Source organism: Pseudomonas sp. Marseille-QA0892, from assembly GCF_054950135.1.
Map to the genome: position 1 here is coordinate 2,366,378 of NZ_CM143104.1, position 18,920 is coordinate 2,385,297.

17 protein-coding genes are annotated in these 18,920 nt (G+C 60.4%); 13 read left to right on the top strand and 4 right to left on the bottom strand.

Annotated features, from left to right (window positions below; genetic code table 11):
* Nucleotides 1-69 precede the first annotated feature (69 nt).
* The 6 genes from ACY8D3_RS10960 to ACY8D3_RS10985 are packed head-to-tail and all read left to right on the top strand — an operon-like array spanning nucleotide 70 to nucleotide 4,695.
* The gene (locus ACY8D3_RS10960) at nucleotides 70-591 is read left to right on the top strand and encodes a rhomboid family intramembrane serine protease (RefSeq protein ID WP_462378811.1); all 522 of its coding nucleotides are present in this window, start codon (nucleotides 70-72) and stop codon (nucleotides 589-591) included.
* 57 nt (nucleotides 592-648) lie between these two features.
* Complete coding sequence (locus tag ACY8D3_RS10965) at nucleotides 649-1,674, top strand: potassium channel family protein (protein WP_462378812.1); 1,026 nt, start codon at nucleotides 649-651, stop codon at nucleotides 1,672-1,674.
* The gene (locus ACY8D3_RS10970) at nucleotides 1,671-2,333 is read left to right on the top strand and encodes a DUF2491 family protein (protein WP_462378813.1); all 663 of its coding nucleotides are present in this window, start codon (nucleotides 1,671-1,673) and stop codon (nucleotides 2,331-2,333) included. Before ACY8D3_RS10965 ends, ACY8D3_RS10970 begins: the two co-directional genes overlap by 4 nt.
* Nucleotides 2,334-2,347: 14 nt before the next feature.
* Entirely contained in the window at nucleotides 2,348-2,773 is a 426-nt protein-coding gene (locus ACY8D3_RS10975) for a DUF350 domain-containing protein (RefSeq protein ID WP_462378814.1), read from the top strand.
* A gap of 24 nt (nucleotides 2,774-2,797) precedes the next feature.
* Nucleotides 2,798-3,529 (top strand): DUF1190 domain-containing protein, encoded by a 732-nt coding sequence (locus tag ACY8D3_RS10980; protein WP_462378815.1) that lies wholly within the window; start codon nucleotides 2,798-2,800, stop codon nucleotides 3,527-3,529.
* An 8-nt stretch (nucleotides 3,530-3,537) separates the two neighbouring features.
* Nucleotides 3,538-4,695: a glutathionylspermidine synthase family protein gene (locus ACY8D3_RS10985; RefSeq protein ID WP_462378816.1), complete on the top strand. Its 1,158-nt coding sequence runs from the start codon at nucleotides 3,538-3,540 to the stop codon at nucleotides 4,693-4,695.
* Nucleotides 4,696-4,749: 54 nt separating this feature from the next.
* On the opposite strand, the gene ACY8D3_RS10990 is transcribed toward ACY8D3_RS10985, so the two are convergent.
* From ACY8D3_RS10990 to ACY8D3_RS11000, 3 genes are all read right to left on the bottom strand, one after another.
* Nucleotides 4,750-4,893 (bottom strand): DUF2256 domain-containing protein, encoded by a 144-nt coding sequence (locus ACY8D3_RS10990; protein WP_462378817.1) that lies wholly within the window; start codon nucleotides 4,891-4,893, stop codon nucleotides 4,750-4,752.
* A 109-nt stretch (nucleotides 4,894-5,002) separates the two neighbouring features.
* The gene (locus ACY8D3_RS10995; RefSeq protein ID WP_462378818.1) at nucleotides 5,003-5,827 is read right to left on the bottom strand and encodes an AraC family transcriptional regulator; all 825 of its coding nucleotides are present in this window, start codon (nucleotides 5,825-5,827) and stop codon (nucleotides 5,003-5,005) included.
* Nucleotides 5,828-5,831: 4 nt separating this feature from the next.
* Nucleotides 5,832-6,401 carry a GNAT family N-acetyltransferase gene (locus ACY8D3_RS11000; protein WP_462378819.1) on the bottom strand — a complete coding sequence of 190 codons (570 nt, stop codon included), beginning with the start codon at nucleotides 6,399-6,401 and terminating at the stop codon, nucleotides 5,832-5,834.
* A 357-nt stretch (nucleotides 6,402-6,758) separates the two neighbouring features.
* Here ACY8D3_RS11000 and ACY8D3_RS11005 point away from each other — a divergent pair, with 357 nt between their 5' ends.
* From ACY8D3_RS11005 to ACY8D3_RS11020, 4 genes are all read left to right on the top strand, one after another.
* On the top strand, nucleotides 6,759-10,232 hold the full coding sequence (locus ACY8D3_RS11005) for a PAS domain-containing hybrid sensor histidine kinase/response regulator (protein WP_462378820.1): 3,474 nt from the start codon (nucleotides 6,759-6,761) through the stop codon (nucleotides 10,230-10,232).
* Nucleotides 10,233-10,748: 516 nt separating this feature from the next.
* Nucleotides 10,749-13,349, top strand: coding sequence for an intermembrane phospholipid transport YdbH family protein (locus tag ACY8D3_RS11010; RefSeq protein WP_462378821.1), 2,601 nt, complete (start codon nucleotides 10,749-10,751; stop codon nucleotides 13,347-13,349).
* A 13-nt stretch (nucleotides 13,350-13,362) separates the two neighbouring features.
* Nucleotides 13,363-13,545, top strand: a complete 183-nt coding sequence (locus ACY8D3_RS11015; protein WP_462384347.1) for a YnbE family lipoprotein — start codon at nucleotides 13,363-13,365, stop codon at nucleotides 13,543-13,545.
* A gap of 11 nt (nucleotides 13,546-13,556) precedes the next feature.
* Nucleotides 13,557-13,898: a YdbL family probable chaperone protein gene (locus tag ACY8D3_RS11020; RefSeq protein WP_462378822.1), complete on the top strand. Its 342-nt coding sequence runs from the start codon at nucleotides 13,557-13,559 to the stop codon at nucleotides 13,896-13,898.
* Nucleotides 13,899-13,925: 27 nt separating this feature from the next.
* Here ACY8D3_RS11020 and ACY8D3_RS11025 read toward each other — a convergent pair whose 3' ends face one another.
* Nucleotides 13,926-14,825: a LysR family transcriptional regulator gene (locus ACY8D3_RS11025; protein WP_462378823.1), complete on the bottom strand. Its 900-nt coding sequence runs from the start codon at nucleotides 14,823-14,825 to the stop codon at nucleotides 13,926-13,928.
* Nucleotides 14,826-14,950: 125 nt separating this feature from the next.
* Between ACY8D3_RS11025 and speB the strand changes: the two genes are divergently transcribed.
* From speB to hemN, 3 genes are all read left to right on the top strand, one after another.
* On the top strand, nucleotides 14,951-15,901 hold the full coding sequence (gene speB / locus ACY8D3_RS11030) for an agmatinase (RefSeq protein WP_462378824.1): 951 nt from the start codon (nucleotides 14,951-14,953) through the stop codon (nucleotides 15,899-15,901).
* 118 nt (nucleotides 15,902-16,019) lie between these two features.
* Nucleotides 16,020-17,405, top strand: a complete 1,386-nt coding sequence (locus ACY8D3_RS11035; protein WP_462378825.1) for a sodium:solute symporter family protein — start codon at nucleotides 16,020-16,022, stop codon at nucleotides 17,403-17,405.
* 102 nt (nucleotides 17,406-17,507) lie between these two features.
* A complete protein-coding gene (gene hemN, locus ACY8D3_RS11040; protein ID WP_462378826.1) occupies nucleotides 17,508-18,884 on the top strand; it encodes an oxygen-independent coproporphyrinogen III oxidase in 1,377 nt (458 codons plus the stop codon).
* The last annotated feature ends 36 nt before the right edge of the window (nucleotides 18,885-18,920 follow it).

The following is an 18,920-nucleotide window of genomic DNA, read 5'->3' on the forward strand; positions in this document are numbered from 1 at the left end:
TGCTTGTTCAATTTGGCTGAGTGCAGCGCCTTGTTACGCCTCCGATCCCGGATTCAAAGCATCGTTGTCATGGCCGCCATAATGGTCGCTGTCTACGCGATGATAATCGCGGGCGCGGATGGGATCCTGAATCACGGCATTGTTCCGCGGACATTGCGGGGCCTGCAAGGCGTACTGTTCGCGCCATTCATACATGCGTCGTTGGGACACCTGCTCAGCAACCTTGTGCCTTTCATCACGCTAAGTGCCCTCGTCTGCGTTGAAGGAACGAGCCGTTATTTGCGTGTTTGCATACTAGTGACAGGATTGTGTGGGCTGTTGGTTTGGCTGCTGGGCAGGCCCAGCATTCACGTTGGCGCGAGCGGTTTGGTTTTTGGCCTCTGGACATATCTATTAGCGAAGGCCTGGTATCACCGCGGCGCACTAAGCCTTCTGATTGGACTGGCTGTCGCTGTTGCCTATAGCAGCCTTGTATTCGGGCTGCTGCCGTCACCCGGGATTTCGGTGGAATCACATATGGGTGGTGCTGTTGCCGGGGTACTAGTCGGTTGGTTGATGCACTCCAATAGCCTGCTTCGGACCCGCGAGTAGCTATTTGGCCAGCCCCTATTTTGAGTCGCATTTCTAAAGTCCGCTGGAGCGGGACAAATGACGTTGTTTCTGTTGTTGCGGTATCACACATCCAGCCTGTTTCAGCGCTTTGGCTGGATTGGACTCGGCTTCTTGCTTGTGCTTCATAGCGCCGTTGCCCTCATTCTTCTGCGGTGGGCAGGTGAAGTCGAGCTTACCCATGGCTTGGACTTTCTCTATTTCTATCTCACCACTGCCACCACGGTCGGCTATGGCGATTTGTCCCCGCAAACACCGCAGGGCAAGCTGATCACAACGCTGTGGGTCATGCTGGGCGGGATCGCATTGCTAACAGCGGTTATTGGAAAGGCTTCGACATCTGTGGGCGAACTGTGGAGAAGGAAAATGAAAGGACAAGGCGATTACAGTCGGCTTAACGGGCACACGGTACTGGTCGGTTGGGACGGTGAAACGAGCGAACGAATCGTCGAATTGCTTTATCAGGACGCCTCCACACGAAACGACAATCTCGTCATCTGCGACACGCTGATTGAGGAAAATCCATTACCAGGTAAAGCCTCGTTTGTCCGCGGCGAGACGCTGGACTCTCCGGCACTGCTACGTCGGGCCGGCTCTCAAGGGGCCGAGCGGATCCTTGTACACACCAAGTCAGACAGTCTCACGCTGGCGATTGTCCTCACCCTCAAAACACTCGGCACAAAGGGCCATGTGGTGGCTCATTTCAACGATTCAAGCCGAGCTGCGTTAGCCCGACAATACGCACCAGAGCTTGAGTGCACCTCCAACATGGCTATCGAAATGCTGGTAAGAGCCTCGCAGGATCCGGGCTCAAGCGCAGTAGTGAACGAATTGCTATGTGTCGGGCAGGGGGCAACTCAATACCGGCATGTACTTCAGGATAGCGTGCAGACGACCTGCGCGGATCTTTACATCAAGCTACGTCAAGAGCACGACGCGATCCTTATCGGTTATCGGGCAAAAGGCGCCGCGCAGTTCGTAATCAATCCTGTAAACCATATGCCAGTTTACGGAGGCGAGATTTTTTACATCGCCAATAATCGACTTCAAGGAAACGCGTTATGAGTAAGCTCAAACGTTGGCTCGGGCTCGAAGCGCCTCTGCCCCCTCGTAGCACGGCCCCCACCGCCCTGCCGGACGAGCCACTGGGCTTGGCATCCGGCAGGATGGTGTGCCTGGACGCATCGTTGAGCACCCTTCTGGAAGGCCACAGTCACGTTGTCCTACCCGGAGACGAAGCGATCTGGGCGGTCGGAACCATCGAGCTCAGCCCATCCGCAACAATCAAGCGCTACTACTTCGATAACGAAGACTACTTCCTTCAGGTCCTCATGAACGGGCCCAGGGACAGCGATATCGAGGCCATTACGCTATTTGGCTACTACCAGTCGACCCCAATAAACAGCAAAGACGAACTGCTACGGCTGGCCGGCCCGAACTCACGCATCGGCATGCAGGTTTATAACCTTGAAGGCGAGGAGTATGGCCGCCAATGGGGTACTGAAGACGGCCAAACAGAACTGGTACCACTGTACGAGAGCGTCGTGAGCCCTGAGGCGCAATACGCTGTTCAGCATCAGAGCATGCTGTACGCGCGCGAGATTGGCCTACTCAACCGCCGCGAGTTACTGCTCTTCTCCGTCGAGGAAGACGAAGAAGGCTCGATCGCGCTGACGACCGCCGTTGGCGTGACGCTGCAAATCACCGATTTTCAAATTCTCTGATACAGGACGTTCCAATGCTCGACGCACTACGCATGTCACTCAACCTGACGGCCGTATTCGGCTTTATCGTCTACATCCTAGTAGCGGTTGCGCTATTCGCCCTTTTTCAGTTCATCTACACGCGACTCACCCCACACCGCGAATTCGCCTTGATTCGCGAAGGTAACAGTGCGGCGGCTGTCGCACTCGGTGGGTCACTGGTGGGCTTCGCACTACCCGCGAGCAATATCATCTCCTACAGCATCAGCGTACTGGACTTCGTCGTCTGGGTACTGATTGCGGCCGTGGTACAGCTCTTGGCTTTCCTGGGTACCAGCGTTGTCGTCAAAGATCTTTCGGGCCGTATATCGCGCGGTGAGCATGCCGCTGCGATCTACTCCGCTTCGGTGGCTATCAGCATCGGCTTCCTCAACTCGGCCTGCATGACTCCGTCAGCCTGAGTCGGCCCAAGGGAGAGGACTACGATGAGAACTCGCAATTCCGCAACACTGGTGCTCGCAGGCGCGCTTCCACTCGCCCTTGCCGGCTGCAACCAGCAAGACTCGGTAGAGGTCACCGCGACCAAAAACTTCAAGACTGTCCAGGAATGTGTGGATACCAAATTCCCAGTGGACATTTGTTCAGACGCCTATATGAACGCATTGGCGGACCATCGCCGTATTGCGCCGGTGTATGACACCCAGGCGGCATGCGACGCCGACTTCGTACCCGATTACTGCCAGGCAACCTCTGATGGAAACTTCATGCCTCGCCTCGGCGGGTTTGAACTGACCGCGACGGGCCAGGTGAACCGGGCAGACTACGACCACGCGCAACAGCAGGGTGCCCAAAGTGGCGGGTACGGCGTTACCAACGGCTTGCTCACCGGGCTTCTGATCGGCAATCTGCTCAGTAATCGCGGGGGTCAGTACTACTCGCAGCCTATCTATCAAACACGAGACGGCCGCGGTAATTACGGGACGTCGACCCTCTCGCGCCAAATGGAATCAGGAAAAACCTTTAGTAACTCTCATCAGGCCCGCAATAGTTCGACCTCTGCTTATACGCGGCAAACATTGGGCCGCAGCCTCCGCAGCAACGGCAGTGATCGTTCAGCCGTAGGCTCGACGATCTCACGGGGTGGATTCGGTTCGCAGGCGAGCGCTCGCAGCGGATGGGGCGGACGGAGCAGCGGCGGGTTCAGCTTCGGCGGATGAAGTAACTCATGAAGAAGATCAGCATCGAGGAGCGCCCAGACTGGCGTACGCAGGTCGAGCAGGAAGGCTTTGCCTTCCATACCATCGATGGCGAGCGCTATTGGGATGAGGGCGGCTACTACCTGTTCACCCGCGACCAGGTCACTCGGGACATCGAGCAGCCCACAGCGGAGCTGCACCAGATGTGCCTCGACGTGGTTGAGCGTGTCGTCGATAGCGAGGAACTGCTGAATAACCTGGCGATACCGCCGCAGTTCTTCGATCTGGTCCGAACATCCTGGAAGGAAGGTCATCCACACCTGTACGGACGGATGGACTTCAGCTATGACGGCGCAGGCCCGGCGAAACTGCTTGAACTGAACTTCGATACCCCAACCTCGATGCTTGAATGCGCATCCGTGCAGTTGCTTTGGCTGGAAGACCAGATCAAGAGGGGGGCACTACCTGCACAGGCTGATCAATTCAACACCCTGGCCGAAGACCTTATCCGCGCTTTCGCGACCTTTCCGAAGGACCTACCTTTCTATTTCTCGGCAATCTCCGGCTCGGTAGAAGATAGAGGCACCACTGATTTTCTTGGCCGCATGGCTGGGCTCGCAGGTTTGGATGCGCGACACATCGACCTTGAGGACATTGGGCTGAATGGCGAAGGCCGATTCGTCGACATGCAGGGCAACTGGATACCGCGACTGTTCAAACTGCATGCATGGGAACACATCTTCCGTGAGCCATTTGGTGAAGCCATTCCTGCGTGTGACACACAGTTTGTCGAGCCGGCATGGAAGTCCATCATCAGCAACAAAGGCATCCTACCGCTACTCTGGAAATTCAACGAGGGCCACCCTAACCTGCTGGCAAGCCACGTTGACTCGGCACCGCATTTACCAGTAGGGAAAGGCTGGGTACGCAAACCCTTCTTTTCGCGTGAGGGTGCCAATATCGAAATTCAGACGGACCACGGCGAAGTGTTTTCTGAAGACGGCCCCTATACCGACGCACCGTTCATACTCCAGGAGTTCGCCCCCCTGCCCAAGTTCGGCGCGAGCTACACCCTGATAGGCTCCTGGGTCGTCGGCGACACGGCATCCGGCATGGGTATTCGAGAAGATACAAGTCTCATTACGAAGGACACCAGCCGCTTCCTGCCACACGTTGTTTTAGACTGACGGCGTCGCAGTGATACCGCGAAAAGTTAGCGCATCGAGGTGCAGCATCCGACCTCAGGTGTTGCGCCGGCCCGCCCGCCTGCACCGCTCGGAGCAATAGCGGACCTCGTCCCAGCAGCGCGCCCATTTCTTTCGCCAAGTGAAGAGCAATCCGCATGAGGCGCATGTCTTGACCGGCAGCGTAGGTTTCTTGTGCATCGGGTCCACTGGAAGTGTTGAAGGCAGGCCAAGGGCGCCTAGTCCGGCATCATTTCGGTGAGTCTGGCGCCAGCAAGCGCCACGCCGAGCCGGCGCTACCACTTGAAAACTAGACCGCCGTTGCGCTCCGATATTCACCCGGTGCAACGCCATAGGCACGTTTGAACTGGCGCGTCAGATGGCTTTGATCGGAAAAGCCCAACAGCGCGGCGACCTCCAACGGCAGGCAACCTGCCCTCAACAGCACCTTGGCCTGCTCCAGCCTGCGCTGGCAAAGCCATGCATACGGTGGCATGCCGACGGTCCTACGGAAGACCCGGGAGAAGTGAAACGCGGAGAGACCGACTTCCGCTGCGAGCGCGTCCAATGAAGGCGGGTCAGAAAGCGAAGCGCTTAGCCGCTCCTTCGCCCGTGTAACGGCGGCCGGCTCATGGCCCGGCGACCTCGGTGAGGGCAACCTTGCATAGCGCTGGAACAGGCAGAGCAACACATCGCGCCAGGCGGTCTGCTGCTGGAGAACGGATGCGTTCGTTTCGAATAGTCGGTGCAGGCGCAACAGCATAGTGCACGCGTCGCCGTCTTGACGTAGGCATCCTTCGAACGCGGGCATCGTACCCGTTCGGTAGCCGAGTTCTTCGAAGACACCGAGTATGGCAGAGGCGGAAGGATAGAAAACGCGGTAGCGCCAGCCCGAGTCGTCGCCCCGCTCGCCCGTATGCACTTCGTCGGGGTTGAGCAAGGCGATGGTCCCGGCGTCCGCGTAATGGTCTTGTCCCCGATAGCGAAACCGCTCGACACCTGACTCGATGACGGCGAATACGAAGCTGTCATGAGCGTGCGGCGCAAAGCGATGATTGACGTAGCGGGCACTGAGCAGCTCAAGGTCGGGTACGCCGCCCGCACGCCAGAATCGGGCCTCTTCGCTGTCGCGCACTCAATCAGCCGGTGAAACCGGCCTCCAGCCGGGCTTTCACCGCTGGCCATTCACGGTCGGTGATGCTGAACATTACGGTATCATCCAAACGCCCATCCGCCAGCCTACGGTGGTTACGAAGCAGCCCCTCGCGCACCGCGCCGAGCTTCTCGATGGCCGCCTGCGCCCGCGCATTGCTGGCCGCGGTCTTGATCTGTACGCGGACCATGTTCCAGCTTTCGAAGGCGTGACGCAGCATCAGGTACTTGATGCTCGCGTTCAGGCCCGTGCCGTGCTGGCCCGCGTCGAGCCACGTCCAGCCAATTTCGACAGCTGGCAGTGCAGGAAGGAAGTCAGCGAAGCGGGTCGTGCCGACCAATGCGTCGCCCATGCGGATTGCGAATGGAAAACTCAGGTTGTCCCGCTGTTCGGCAATCGCCTGGCGGTACCAGTCGGGGCGTAACGGCCCGTTGATGTAGCGGAGCGCGTCGCGGTTGCGATCGGCGAGGCTCACGAGCTCGGCAACGTCCGTCTCGGCCAGCGGTTCGAGGCGCAGTGCGCCGCGTTGCAGGGTGACGGGCTGTGGTTCGAACATGGGGCGATCTCTCGAGCGAAAGGGCATCCGGCGATGCACGCTAACAGGGGCGACGCCACCACTCAAGGCGGTTTCGACCATGGTAGACGCATCTGACCTGCGAATGACGGTCCCGTTCGGACCGATGATTCCGATCTGCCGATAGGGACAAGCTTAGCGCTCCGAGCCGCCTCACCGGGAAAGATTTTCTCAATCGAAACGACCGGCATATTCAAATTGCCTCGTGCCCTGCGGATGGTTTGAGCGGGCCCACCGTGACGTCGCGACGGGCGGCGCTTAGACTGCCAGCATCTTCGCCAGCCCATCCCTTGGTCCTGACCCTGCGCGACGCTGCCGACCGCTGCATTTGGAGACTGCATGCAACTGTCAATTGGACTGATTGCCCTCGTGGCTCTGGCCTACATGGCGACCCTGTTCGCGATCGCGTTTTATGGCGACCGTCGGAATACCCCACTGCCACCCCGCTTCCAGGCCTGGGTCTACAGCCTTTCGCTTGCCGTCTACTGCACCAGCTGGACGTTCTTCGGCTCGGTCGGGCAAGCCGCCGAGCAGTTATGGGCTTTTTTGCCGATCTATCTGGGGCCGGTGCTATTAATGCTTGGGGCGCCCTGGGTGCTTCACAAGATGGTGATGATCAGCAAACAGGAGAACATCACCTCGATTGCCGACTTCATTGCCGCGCGCTACGGGAAGTCCCAGTCGCTCGCCATCGTGGTAGCGCTGATCTGCCTGGTCGGGGTCCTTCCCTACATTGCGCTTCAGCTCAAGGGAATCGTGCTTGGCGTCAACCTGCTGATAGGCGCCAGTGCCGACTCTACAGCTACGCAAGCGCAGGATACGGCGCTTATCATCTCGCTGGTCCTGGCGGTTTTTGCCATCCTGTTCGGCACGCGCAGCCTGGATGCGACCGAGCATCACCGCGGGCTGGTTCTGGCGATCGCGTTCGAATCCATCATCAAGCTGGTTGCCTTCATCGCGGTCGGGATCTTCGCCGTTTTCGTCATGCATGACGGCTTCTCGGACCTGCTCAGCTATGCCCGCCAGGACACACGGCTGTCGGACTATTGGGCAGAAACCGTCAACTGGCCGTACATGATGATCCAGGTCGGCATTTCGTTGATCGCGATCATTTGCCTGCCTCGGCAATTCCATGTGACGGTGGTGGAAAACACCGACGCACGTGATCTGAAACTCGCGCGCTGGGTATTCCCGGGGTACCTGGTGCTGGCGGCGCTGTTCGTGGTACCGATTGCGCTAGCCGGGCAGCTGCACTTGCCGCCGGGCGTCATTCCCGACTCCTTCGTGATCAGCCTGCCGCTGGGCGAAGGGTATCCGGCCCTCGCGCTCTTGGCCTTCCTCGGTGGTGCCTCGGCGGCCACCGGCATGGTGATCGTCGAAACGGTCGCCCTGTCGACGATGCTCACAAACGATCTACTCCTGCCCTGGCTGCTGCGTCGTCGAACGGCGGACCGCCCGTTCGTCCTGTTCCGACTGTGGATTCTCACGGCTCGGCGCGTCAGCATCGCGCTGATTCTGCTATTGGCCTACGTCTGCTATCGACTCCTTGGCCCGAGCACCAGCCTCGCCACCATTGGCCAGGTTGCATTCGCCGCGATCGCCCAGCTCGCGCCGGCCATGATTGGCGCGCTCGTCTGGAAACAGGCCAACCGCCGCGGCGTATTCGCGGGCCTTGCCATGGGCGCCATGCTCTGGGCCTACATCATGGTGCTGCCGCAGCTGGCGCGCGGGATGGATTGGCCACTGGAGGCGTTCCCAGGCCTGCTTTGGCTGCTCTACGAACCCTTTGGGCTCGATGTGGATCCCCTGACCCGTGGCGTAGCCATTTCGCTGTCCGGCAACTTCCTTCTGTTTGCCATCGTTTCCCTATTGTCGAAGACGCGTGTCTCGGAGCACTGGCAGGCCAGCCGCTTCGTGGGGCAGGAAATCGCCCCACAACCAAACCAGCGTCCCCTGCTCGCCGTACAGGTCGCCGATCTCATCCTGCTGTCGGGCCGATTCGTCGGCGAAGAGCGCGCTCGGGAGAGCTTCATCCAGTTTTCTACGGCTCAAGGCCTACCTTTCGATCCAGGGCAGGCGGCAGATGGAAAGTGGATCGCCCATACCGAACGACTGCTGGCAGGCGTACTGGGCGCGTCGTCGACGCGTGCAGTGGTGAAGGCCGCCATCGAAGGCCGCGAGATGCAGGTCGAGGACGTGGTGCGGATCGCCGATGAAACGTCGGAAGTTCTGGAATTCAACCGAGCCTTGCTGCAGGGCGCGATCGAGAATATTACCCAGGGCATCAGCGTCGCGGATCACCAGCAGCGCCTCGTGGCCTGGAACCACCAGTATTTGCAGCTCTTCGAGTACCCCGAGGAGCTGATCTATGTGGGCCGGCCGATCGCCGACATCATCCGTTTCAACGCCGAACGCGGGTTGTGCGGGCCGGGCGATGCTGACGAGCACGTCGAAAAGCGGCTGTTCTGGATGCGTCAGGGTACGCCGCATACGTCCGAACGGTTGTTCCCCAATGGTCGGGTAATCGAACTCATCGGCAACCCGATGCCGGGCGGCGGCTTTGTCATGAGTTTTACGGACATCACCGAATTCCGAGAGGCGGAGCGGGCACTCAAGGCAGCCAACGAGGGCCTGGAACAGCGCGTGGCCGAGCGGACCCACGAGCTGTCGCAGCTGAACGTTGCGCTGACCGAGGCCAAGGCACATGCCGAGGCCGCCAATCAGTCCAAAACGCGCTTCCTGGCTGCCGTGAGCCATGACCTGATGCAGCCCTTGAACGCGGCCCGGCTCTTCTCGGCCGCGCTTGCGCATCAGGACGACCTCGGCGGCGAGGCAAATGCCCTGGTGCGCCAACTCGACAGCGCGCTACGTTCGGCCGAAGATCTGATTGCAGACCTGCTGGATATCTCCAGGCTCGAGAGTGGCCGCCTGGCGCCTACACCCAGTGTCTTTCCCATCGCAACACTCTTCGAGACCCTGGACAGCGAATTCAGCGTATTGGCCCAGGAACAGGGCGTCGCCCTTCGCGTGCGCAGCAGCGGCGCCTATATACTCAGTGACAGCAAGATGCTGCGCCGCATCCTGCAGAACTTCCTGACTAACGCCTTTCGGTATGCCAAGGGCAAGGTGCTGCTTGGCGTGCGCCGTGAAAACGGCTGGCTGAGACTGGAGGTATGGGACCGCGGCCCCGGCATTCCGGAAGACAAGCGAAAGGAAATTTTCGAGGAGTTCAAGCGGCTCGACAGCCACCAGACGCGAGCGGAGAAAGGGCTGGGGTTAGGGTTGGCCATTGCCGACGGCCTTTGCCGTGTCCTGGGGCACCGCCTGGAGGTCCGATCCTGGCCGGGGCATGGCAGCGTATTCAGCGTGAGTGTGCCGATGGCCGAGCGCCCTGCTCCACAAGCCACTGTGTCTCGTACGCCCAGGGTGGGTGCCGAGCTTCACGGCATCGAGGTCCTGTGTGTCGATAATGAGGAAAACATCCTGGCCGGCATGCAGAGCCTGCTCTCGCGCTGGGGTTGCACCGTTCGAGTGGCGCGCAACCGCGCAGAATGCGAGCAGCAACTGGCAGCGGGCCCGATCGACATCATCCTGGCGGACTACCACCTCGATCAGGGTGATCTCGGCACCTCCGTCGTCAATCGGGTTCGTCAAACGCAAGGGGTCGCTGTCCCCGCTATCGTCATTAGCGCAGATGGCCGACCCGAGCTGATCGACACCATCACATCCAACGGTTGCGACTACCTACCCAAGCCCGTCAAGCCGGCTGCGCTGAGGGCCCTGATGAGCCGACACATGTCGGTAAAGCGCTAACCCGGATTTGGATATTTCTCGAATAGCACTTGCGGTTTAATAGCTGCCTTGATCTAGAAATTGCTTGAAAACAATCCACAAAAGCTGTGGATAAAGACGTGGATAAGGTGGTGGGAAACCGCCGAATCCCTTGGTTTATGGGGCTCCGAGTTAGATTGACGATTTTTTCATCATATAAATATTTCCTTTTAAATCAGTAACTTACGTTTATAGCGTCCGAGAATGCCCGGTTTACGGGCGTTCCGGAATGTCAAGCCCTGCAGTGCGACACAAATGTGCACAAGTGAAATCACGAGACCAAGGGCGTGCCCTGTATCGGGGCATATGGCCGAAGGCCAGAAGCCAAGCGGCCGCCGGGAAAATCAAGTCCGATTTGCGGACCAACCGTCGCACCCGCCGTCCCCCTCGATCGGCTTGTATTCCGCCCCATTTCCAAGCATTTCAGTTCGACACATTTACCAAGCGCCGGGTTACGCTGCACCCTTGCCTTAGCATCCATGCCAGAACGAGGATCGCGTGTCGCAACCCCACCCTTCCCGTCATCGAGCCGTCAAGGTTGTAATCGCCCTATTCGTACTTCTAGCGGTGCTGGCGCTGGCAGCGTGGGCTTCAATGTGGATCCTGCTACGTAAACAGGGCATCGAGCTCGGCTGGGATGGCATTTCAATCCACCGCAATGGCGTTGCCCTTCGAACGCTCGATCTGCGCCGAACCGAGGCGGACGGTAGCGTGACACTTGCAGTCAAGGGACTGGACGTGGGATGGCAAGGGTTCGGGTTACCGGCTTCGGTAAGGGCCGAGCAGTTGCTCATCGAGCAGCACGGGCCCGACGAGGCCGACACTACGGGCCCTTCAGACTGGGATATCAAGCGCCTGCCCGATCTGCCTCGGTGGTTGCCGGCCGAACTGGAAGTAACGCATTTCGAAACGCGACTACCCTGCCGGGCGGGGCAATGCACTCTGATGGGAAGCGCACGTGTTCACCGGCCGGTTGACGCGACGCTGCCGCTGAAGGCCTACATCGAACTGCAGCGGGAGAGCCACCACGTAGGTCTGGACGTCATCATCGACGGGGCGCTCGACCAACCCAACCTTCAGGCTGCACTCCGCCTCGACGACCAGGCGCGCGCGAACCTGTCAGCTGATATCGACCTGAACCCGCCGCGCCGGTCCACTGGGACGCTGAAGATACCGACGCTTCCTGAGACCCCCTGGCTCCTGACGTGGGCATCCGAATGGGTTGAACTGCCTGCGCTGCCAGCCTTGCCTGATGATCTGCGGCTGGATGGACGCTGGGCATTGTCCCTTCCTGCCGGGCCGCTCGATGCGCTGTCCCCCGCCGAAATTGAAGGTACGATTGATGCACGCATCGAACTACCGAAGGCGTGGCCAGTCGCCACTCTGGGTCGACTTCAGGGTCGAGTCGATACCGAGCTCAATGGATCCGCCGGGGTATGGTTGCCCTTGCGTCTGGATGCCGATTTGCGTCTCGACCAGCCGGAAGGCCCCTGGTTGGATGCGCTTCCAGCCGGTACCCGGCCTGGCGTCATCACAGCCCGCATTGCCCCCTCTGCCCCCTCTGCCACATCTGCCACATCTGCCGAAACCGGCACATTGCCCCTGGACGTTGACCTGCGCACTCAGGGCGCCACGGCGCTTAAGCTCAGCGCCCAGGCCTTGGCTAATCCAGCTCAGCGGACCCTCACGCTGCGCAGCGCAACGCTCACTGGCAAGCTTGCGAAGCTCGCGCTGGGATCCGTCAGCGCACAATCCGTCGACACTAAGCTGATTGCAGACGCCGCCTTCGACACGAGTGGCCTGCGTTTGAACATAAAACCGGGTTCGGTGATTCAAGCCGGCCGATTGGCAATCGGGGATCAGGCCTCTCCAGCAGTTGCAATGGAGAAGATCGTTGCGAAGCTGAACACCACGACCGTCACCGCGCCGTTCGACGGCAAAAGCACACCGCTTACGTTTCGGGGCGGAGCGGCCGTGCGCACCGAACGCCTCCTCCAATCCGTCCTCAAGCCACAGGGGTGGCAATGGGATGGCGAGGTGGCTGGCGATACCCGCGCACAGCGCCTGAGTGGAAAGCTTCGCAACGACAGCGGTCTGGCCGGCGATATACGGCTGGCGAACAACGCCGATGAGCTCGATCTGGCTGTGAATGGTGAGGATGTCTTCTTTCGCGCAGGGAACAGCCTGGCGGCCACGTTCGAGGCATGGCCCGCCACACTTGCACTCGGAAATGGCCGTCTGCGCTGGCAAGGTACGATGGTGCTCCCAACCGATCGCCCCTTGGATGGCAGCATTGATCTTGCCGCGACAGGCCTGGACGGCACCTATGACCGTACCGACCTGACAGGCGTCGACGGCCAGGCGAAACTCACGATCCGTAACGACGCCATGCGACTCGACCTGCCCACCGTACAGGTCCGTGAGCTCAACCCCGGTATGCCCGTCGGCCCTGCCATAGCTGCCGGCCATTATAAGGCCCGTCTCGATACACCGGCGGGCGGCACGCTGCGCTGGGACCGCGCTGAGCTGAGCTTCGCCAAGGGCCGCTTCGCCCTGGCCCCTGACGCATGGAATTTCGCCACCGGCGCTGGCCGGACCCATATCCACATGACCGGTATGGACCTCGCCGAACTGCTTCGGCTCTACCCCACTGAAGGCCTGACCGGTACGGGCGTGCTGGATGGCGAGCTACCGGTGCGGTTCGCCGGGGCAGGACCGATCATCGAGAATGGGCGTGTCACGGCGCGGGTGCCCGGCGGCGTGCTGAGCTTTCGCTCCGAACGGATACGCGCGCTCGGGCGCAGCAACCCTGGCATGAAGCTCGTCGCAGACGCGCTCGACGACTTCCGCTATAGCGTATTGAACAGTGGCGTGGACTACCGCCAAGACGGCACACTGCTGCTGGCCCTGCGACTGGAAGGCAGCAATCCTTCCATCGAAAAAGGCCGGCAGATCAACTTCAATGTGAATCTGGAAGAGGACATTCCGGCCTTGTTGACCAGCCTGCAGCTTACCGACCGCGTAAGCGAAACCATTCAGCGCCGCGTGCAGGAACGCCTGCAGCGGCGAAACGCACCGGCCGATACGCCAAGGAGGTAACCCTGTGACGAGCCTGCGCCTGCCCTGCGCTTTGTTGGCCGCCCTGATCGTGTCAGCGTGCACGCCGACCGTTCAACTGGCGGTGCCGAACGAGCCGATCAACATCAACCTGAACGTGAAGATCGAACACGAAATCTACATCAAGGTCGACAAGGCCCTGGATGGGATCATCAACGAATCCAGCGGCCTGTTCTGAGGAGTTTGCCCATGCGTTGGAAATTTGCACTGACCGCCGCCCTCGTCGCCTGCATCAGCTTGCCGGCGCTGGCCATGAGCCTGAACGAGGCGATGTCCTCACTGAGCGGTGCCAAGGACAGCGGGCTGGTGGGTGAGCAGCCCAATGGCTATCTCGGCGTGGTTCAGCCGGGTGCCCGCGCGCAAGAGATCGCCGACCTGATCAATCAGGCTCGCCGAGCCGAATACCAAAAGGTGGCACAACAAAATGGCATTGGCCTGGGCGATGTCGAGGCCATTGCTGGCCAGAAGGCGCTCGAGCGCACGCCCGGTGGTCAATATATTCAGGTCAACGGCAAATGGGTGCGCAAATAGCTCGCCCGGCCTCCAAGCGTCGGCCACTTAACGTAGTGGTGATGTAACGGAGCAACGGACCAGATCCCTGAAGCTCTGGATAAGGGGTTCGCGCGAGCGGCCCCGCCGGACGATCATCGAGAACGGCGCCTGATAGCCGAACGATGCACGCTGCATTGCTCTCAGGCGGCCCTGTTCCACCCAGGATGCGGCGTAGTGCTCGGGCAGATAGCCGAGGTATCCGCCTGACAGGATCAGGATCAGCTGCGCTTCCATACTTTCCACGGTCGCAGCGCTCTGCTTGAGTCCCTGGCGCGCCAACTCCGCCTGGCTCCAGTAGCCTCGCCCTACCATCCGCTGCTCGCTTACGCGCTCAATGGTGACGTCGGTCTCGCTGAACAGCGGATGGCGATCACTGCAGTACAGCCAATGCTGTTCGCGATATAGCGGTTGATAGATGAGGCCGTTCGCCGGGTTGTAGAAGGCACCGATCGCGACATCCAGGCGGTTCTCCAGGACGCCGTTCTGCAGCTCTCGCGGGCCATGGATCGACAGATTGATATGGACGCCGACATGCTTCTGCGTGAAAGCGCCAATGCAATCAGCCATCGAGAGCGCGCGCTCGCTGACTGTCGAGTCGATGAGGCCAACATTCAACGTCCCCGTCAGGTCGCCCTTCAGCGCGTCGGTATAGCGCTCGAACAGGGTCATCTCGTCGAACAGGCGAAGCGCCTCGCGGTGCAGTGCCTCGCCTTTTTCGGTCAGGCGGAATCCGCCTCGCCCACGCAGGCAGATGACGAACCCGAGCTTCTCTTCCAACTGGCTCATGTAGGTGCTGATGGCGGAGGACGAAAGATTGAGTTCCTGTTGCGCAGCCGTGAAGCCCCCATGGCGCACCACTGCCAGAAATACCCTCAGTTGCCGCAGATCCAGCGCGGACATGGACATGGCCTTCCCTCTCGACTCTGATACTTCACAAAATCATGAAGTAAGTTTTTGAAACTGGCGATTCTTCTTTGAGGGCGCACTTCTCAGAATCGGGCCATCGACGATTGGATAGAGGAACAATGACGATGGATAAAACCCTCCACCAACCGCTGGGCGGTAACGAAATGCCTCGCTTCGGCGGCATTGCCACCATGCTGCGCCTGCCTAATCTGGAATCGCCTGAAGGCCTCGATGCCGCGTTCATCGGCATTCCACTGGATATCGGAACCTCGCTGCGCTCTGGCACCCGGTTCGGCCCGCGCGCCATCCGCGCCGAGTCCGTCATGATTCGTCCCTACAACATGGCGACGGGCGCTGCCCCGTTCGACTCGCTGTCCGTGGCCGACATTGGCGACGTGCCGCTCAATACCTTCGACCTAAAGGACTCAGTGCGCATCATCGAGGAGCACTACCACGCGCTGCTCCAGCACGACCTCATTCCGCTCAGCCTGGGCGGCGACCACACCATGACGTTGCCGATCCTGCGTGCCATCGCTCGCAAGCACGGCCCGGTTGGACTGGTCCACGTGGACGCGCACGCCGACGTCAACGATCACATGTTCAATGAAAAGATTGCCCACGGCACCACCTTCCGCCGTGCGCGGGAAGAAGGGCTGCTCGATTGCAACCGTGTCGTGCAGATCGGGTTGCGGGCGCAGGGCTACACCGCGGATGACTTCAACTGGAGCCGCGACCAGGGCTTCCGCGTCGTGCAGGCCGAGGAGTGCTGGCACAAGTCGCTTGCACCGCTCATGGCAGAAGTGCGTGAGCAGGTCGGCGGTGGCCCGGTTTACCTGAGCTTCGACATCGACGGCATCGACCCTGCCTGGGCCCCGGGTACCGGCACACCGGAAGTCGGCGGGCTCACCACGATCCAGGCACTGGAAATCATCCGAGGTTGCTGGGGCCTGGATCTTGTTGGCTGCGACCTGGTGGAGGTCTCTCCGCCGTACGACACCACGGGTAACACTGCGCTGCTGGGCGCAAATCTGCTCTACGAAATGCTCTGCGTCCTGCCGGGCGTCGTGCGTCGCTGATCGGGCGCCACCCGGGTACACCAGGCCAGCGCCCTGCTGGCCGGCCGCCAGCGCCGTCTCCCGGCGGCGCTGGCCATGACAATTTCAACTACAAGAAAGGCCGAGGGAGATTCCGATCATGTCATTGGATATTGCTGTCGTCTTGATTTATGCAGCCGCCATGGCGGTGTTGGGCTGGTTCGGAATGCGACGTGCCCGCAGTCGGGAAGACTACCTCGTCGCGGGCCGTAACCTTGGCCCCGGCTTCTACATGGGCACCATGGCCGCCACCGTGCTCGGCGGTGCCTCCACCATCGGTACGATTCGCCTGGGCTATGTCCACGGCATCTCCGGGTTTTGGCTATGCGCCGCCCTGGGCCTGGGTATTGTCGGGATCAGCCTGCTTCTGGCGCGACCACTGCTCAAACTTCGGATCTACACGGTCACGCAGGTGCTCGAGCGCCGTTACAACGCTGCCGCGCGTCACGCCAGCGGCATGGTCATGCTGGTCTATGCATTGATGCTGGCAGCAACGTCGGTCATCGCCATCGGAACGATCGTGCAGGTGCTCTTCGGCATTCCGTTCTGGATCGCCATTCTCTGCGGCGGAGGCCTTGTGGTGGTCTATGCCACGCTTGGCGGCATGTGGTCGTTGACGCTGACGGACGTCGTGCAGTTCCTGATCATGACCGTTGGCATGGTGTTTCTGCTCATGCCCTTGTCCGTCGAGAAGGCCGGCGGACTGGAAGGACTCGCCGCTGCCCTTCCCGACAGCTTCTTCAGCCCAACCGCGATCGGCTGGGACACCATCATCACGTACTTCCTCATCTATTTCTTCGGCATCTTCATTGGTCAGGACGTCTGGCAACGCGTTTTCACGGCCCGCAGCCAACGTGTCGCCACGGTCGCCGGCACCGCTGCCGGGATCTACTGCGTGATCTACGGACTTGCGGGCGCACTGGTGGGAATGGCAGCGCATGTGCTGATTCCAGACATCGATGATCCTAACAACGCATTTGCCAGCGTTGTGCAGCTGAGCCTGCCTTATGGTATCCGCGGTTTGGTCATCGCGGCAGCACTGGCAGCGCTGATGTCGACCGCAGCGGCGGGCCTGCTAGCCGCATCGACCAGCTTCTCGCAGGATGTCCTGCCCTTGCTCACCGGAGCCAAGGGCGACGAAGATGACGACAATGCCCACGAGAACCGTCGCTGGACGTTCATCCTTGGCATCGTTGTGCTCGGCATTTCGCTGGTCATCAGCGACGTCATTGGCGCGCTGACTGTAGCCTACAACTTGTTGGTGGGCGGCATGCTGGTTCCACTTATCGGCGCGATCTACTGGAAGCGCGCCACGACGGCCGGCGCGATCTGCAGCATGGCGCTCGGCTTCGCTACCGTTGTCGCCTTCATGATCAAGGATGGCATGGCGGCCAACACCCCGATCTACTTTGGTCTGGCGGCAGCGCTGATGGGCTTCGTGGTGGTATCGATGATGTCCAAGCCCCGCCAGGTGGCGACCGCCTGACCGAGCAAATCGCCCCTAACGAAGGCGCCTTGATATAGATCAAGGCGGCGCATGACGGGGCTCCTAGACTAACGGCATTCGCTGTTTTTTCGGAGCACCGTCATGATCGACGCCATCCGCTGGGATATCGACCTGATTCGTCGTTACGACCATGCCGGCCCTCGCTACACCTCCTACCCTACTGCCGTTCAATTTCACGATCGCGTCGGCGGGTTCGATCTCCTATCGGCGCTACGCGACAGCCAGCGTGCTTCGCGCTCACTCTCGCTTTACGTACACATCCCCTTCTGCGCCAACATTTGCTACTACTGCGCCTGTAACAAGGTCATTACCAAGGACCGCAGCCGAGCCCAGGGCTATCTGGACAGACTCGAGAAAGAGATCGGGCTGATTGCCTGCCACGTGAGCGATCGCCAGCGCGTCGAGCAGCTGCATCTTGGTGGCGGCACACCTACGTTCCTCAATCACGACGAGCTTCGGCGCCTGATGGCTGCGCTGCGTGAACGCTTCACGCTGGAGGATGGCGGCGACTTCGGTATCGAAATTGATCCTCGCGAAGCGGATTGGTCGACCATGGGCCTCTTGCGTGAGCTCGGCTTCAATCGTGTGAGCCTGGGCGTGCAGGATCTGGACGTGAATGTGCAGAAGGCCATCAACCGGCTGCAAAGCCTGGACGAAACCCGAACGCTGATCGAAGCCGCACGGACATTGCAGTTCCGCTCGATCAACCTTGATCTCATCTATGGACTGCCCAAGCAGACGCCAGACAGCTTCGCCCGGACGGTGGACGAGATCATCGCACTGCAGCCGGACCGCCTCTCGGTCTTCAACTATGCCCACCTGCCCGAGCGGTTCATGCCGCAACGCCGGATCGATGCAGGCGACCTGCCGCCTCCGACGCAGAAGCTGGAAATGCTCGAGCGCAGCATCGAGCAGCTGACCCGCGCGGGTTACCGCTACATCGGCATGGATCATTTCGCCCTGCCGGACGACGAATTGGCCATCGCTCAGGAGGATGGCACGCTCCACCGCAACTTCCAGGGCTATACGACCCATGGCCACTGCGACCTCATCGGGCTCGGCGTCTCCGCGATCAGTCAGGTTGGAAACGTGTACTGCCAGAACGATACGGACCTGGCCCGATATCAGGCCAGCCTGGACAACGGCATGCTCGCCACCGTACGCGGGCTGCGTTCGGACCTGGATGACCAGATCCGACAGGCCGTGATTCAGCAACTCATGTGCGCGTTTCAGCTGCGTTTCACCGAGATTGAGCAGCGCTTCGCTATCAACTTTCGCAGCTATTTCTCGGATTGCTGGCCATCGCTGCAACAGATGGCGCGCGACGGGCTACTCGACCTGAATGAACAGGGCATCGATGTACGGCCGGCTGGCCGCCTGCTCGTTCGCTCGATCTGCATGCTGTTCGACCGTTACCTCGTCGAGGCCGGAAGCCGTCGCTATTCGCGGGTTATCTGACGCGCGACACCTGTTGGCAGCCCATCGCGAACCCGA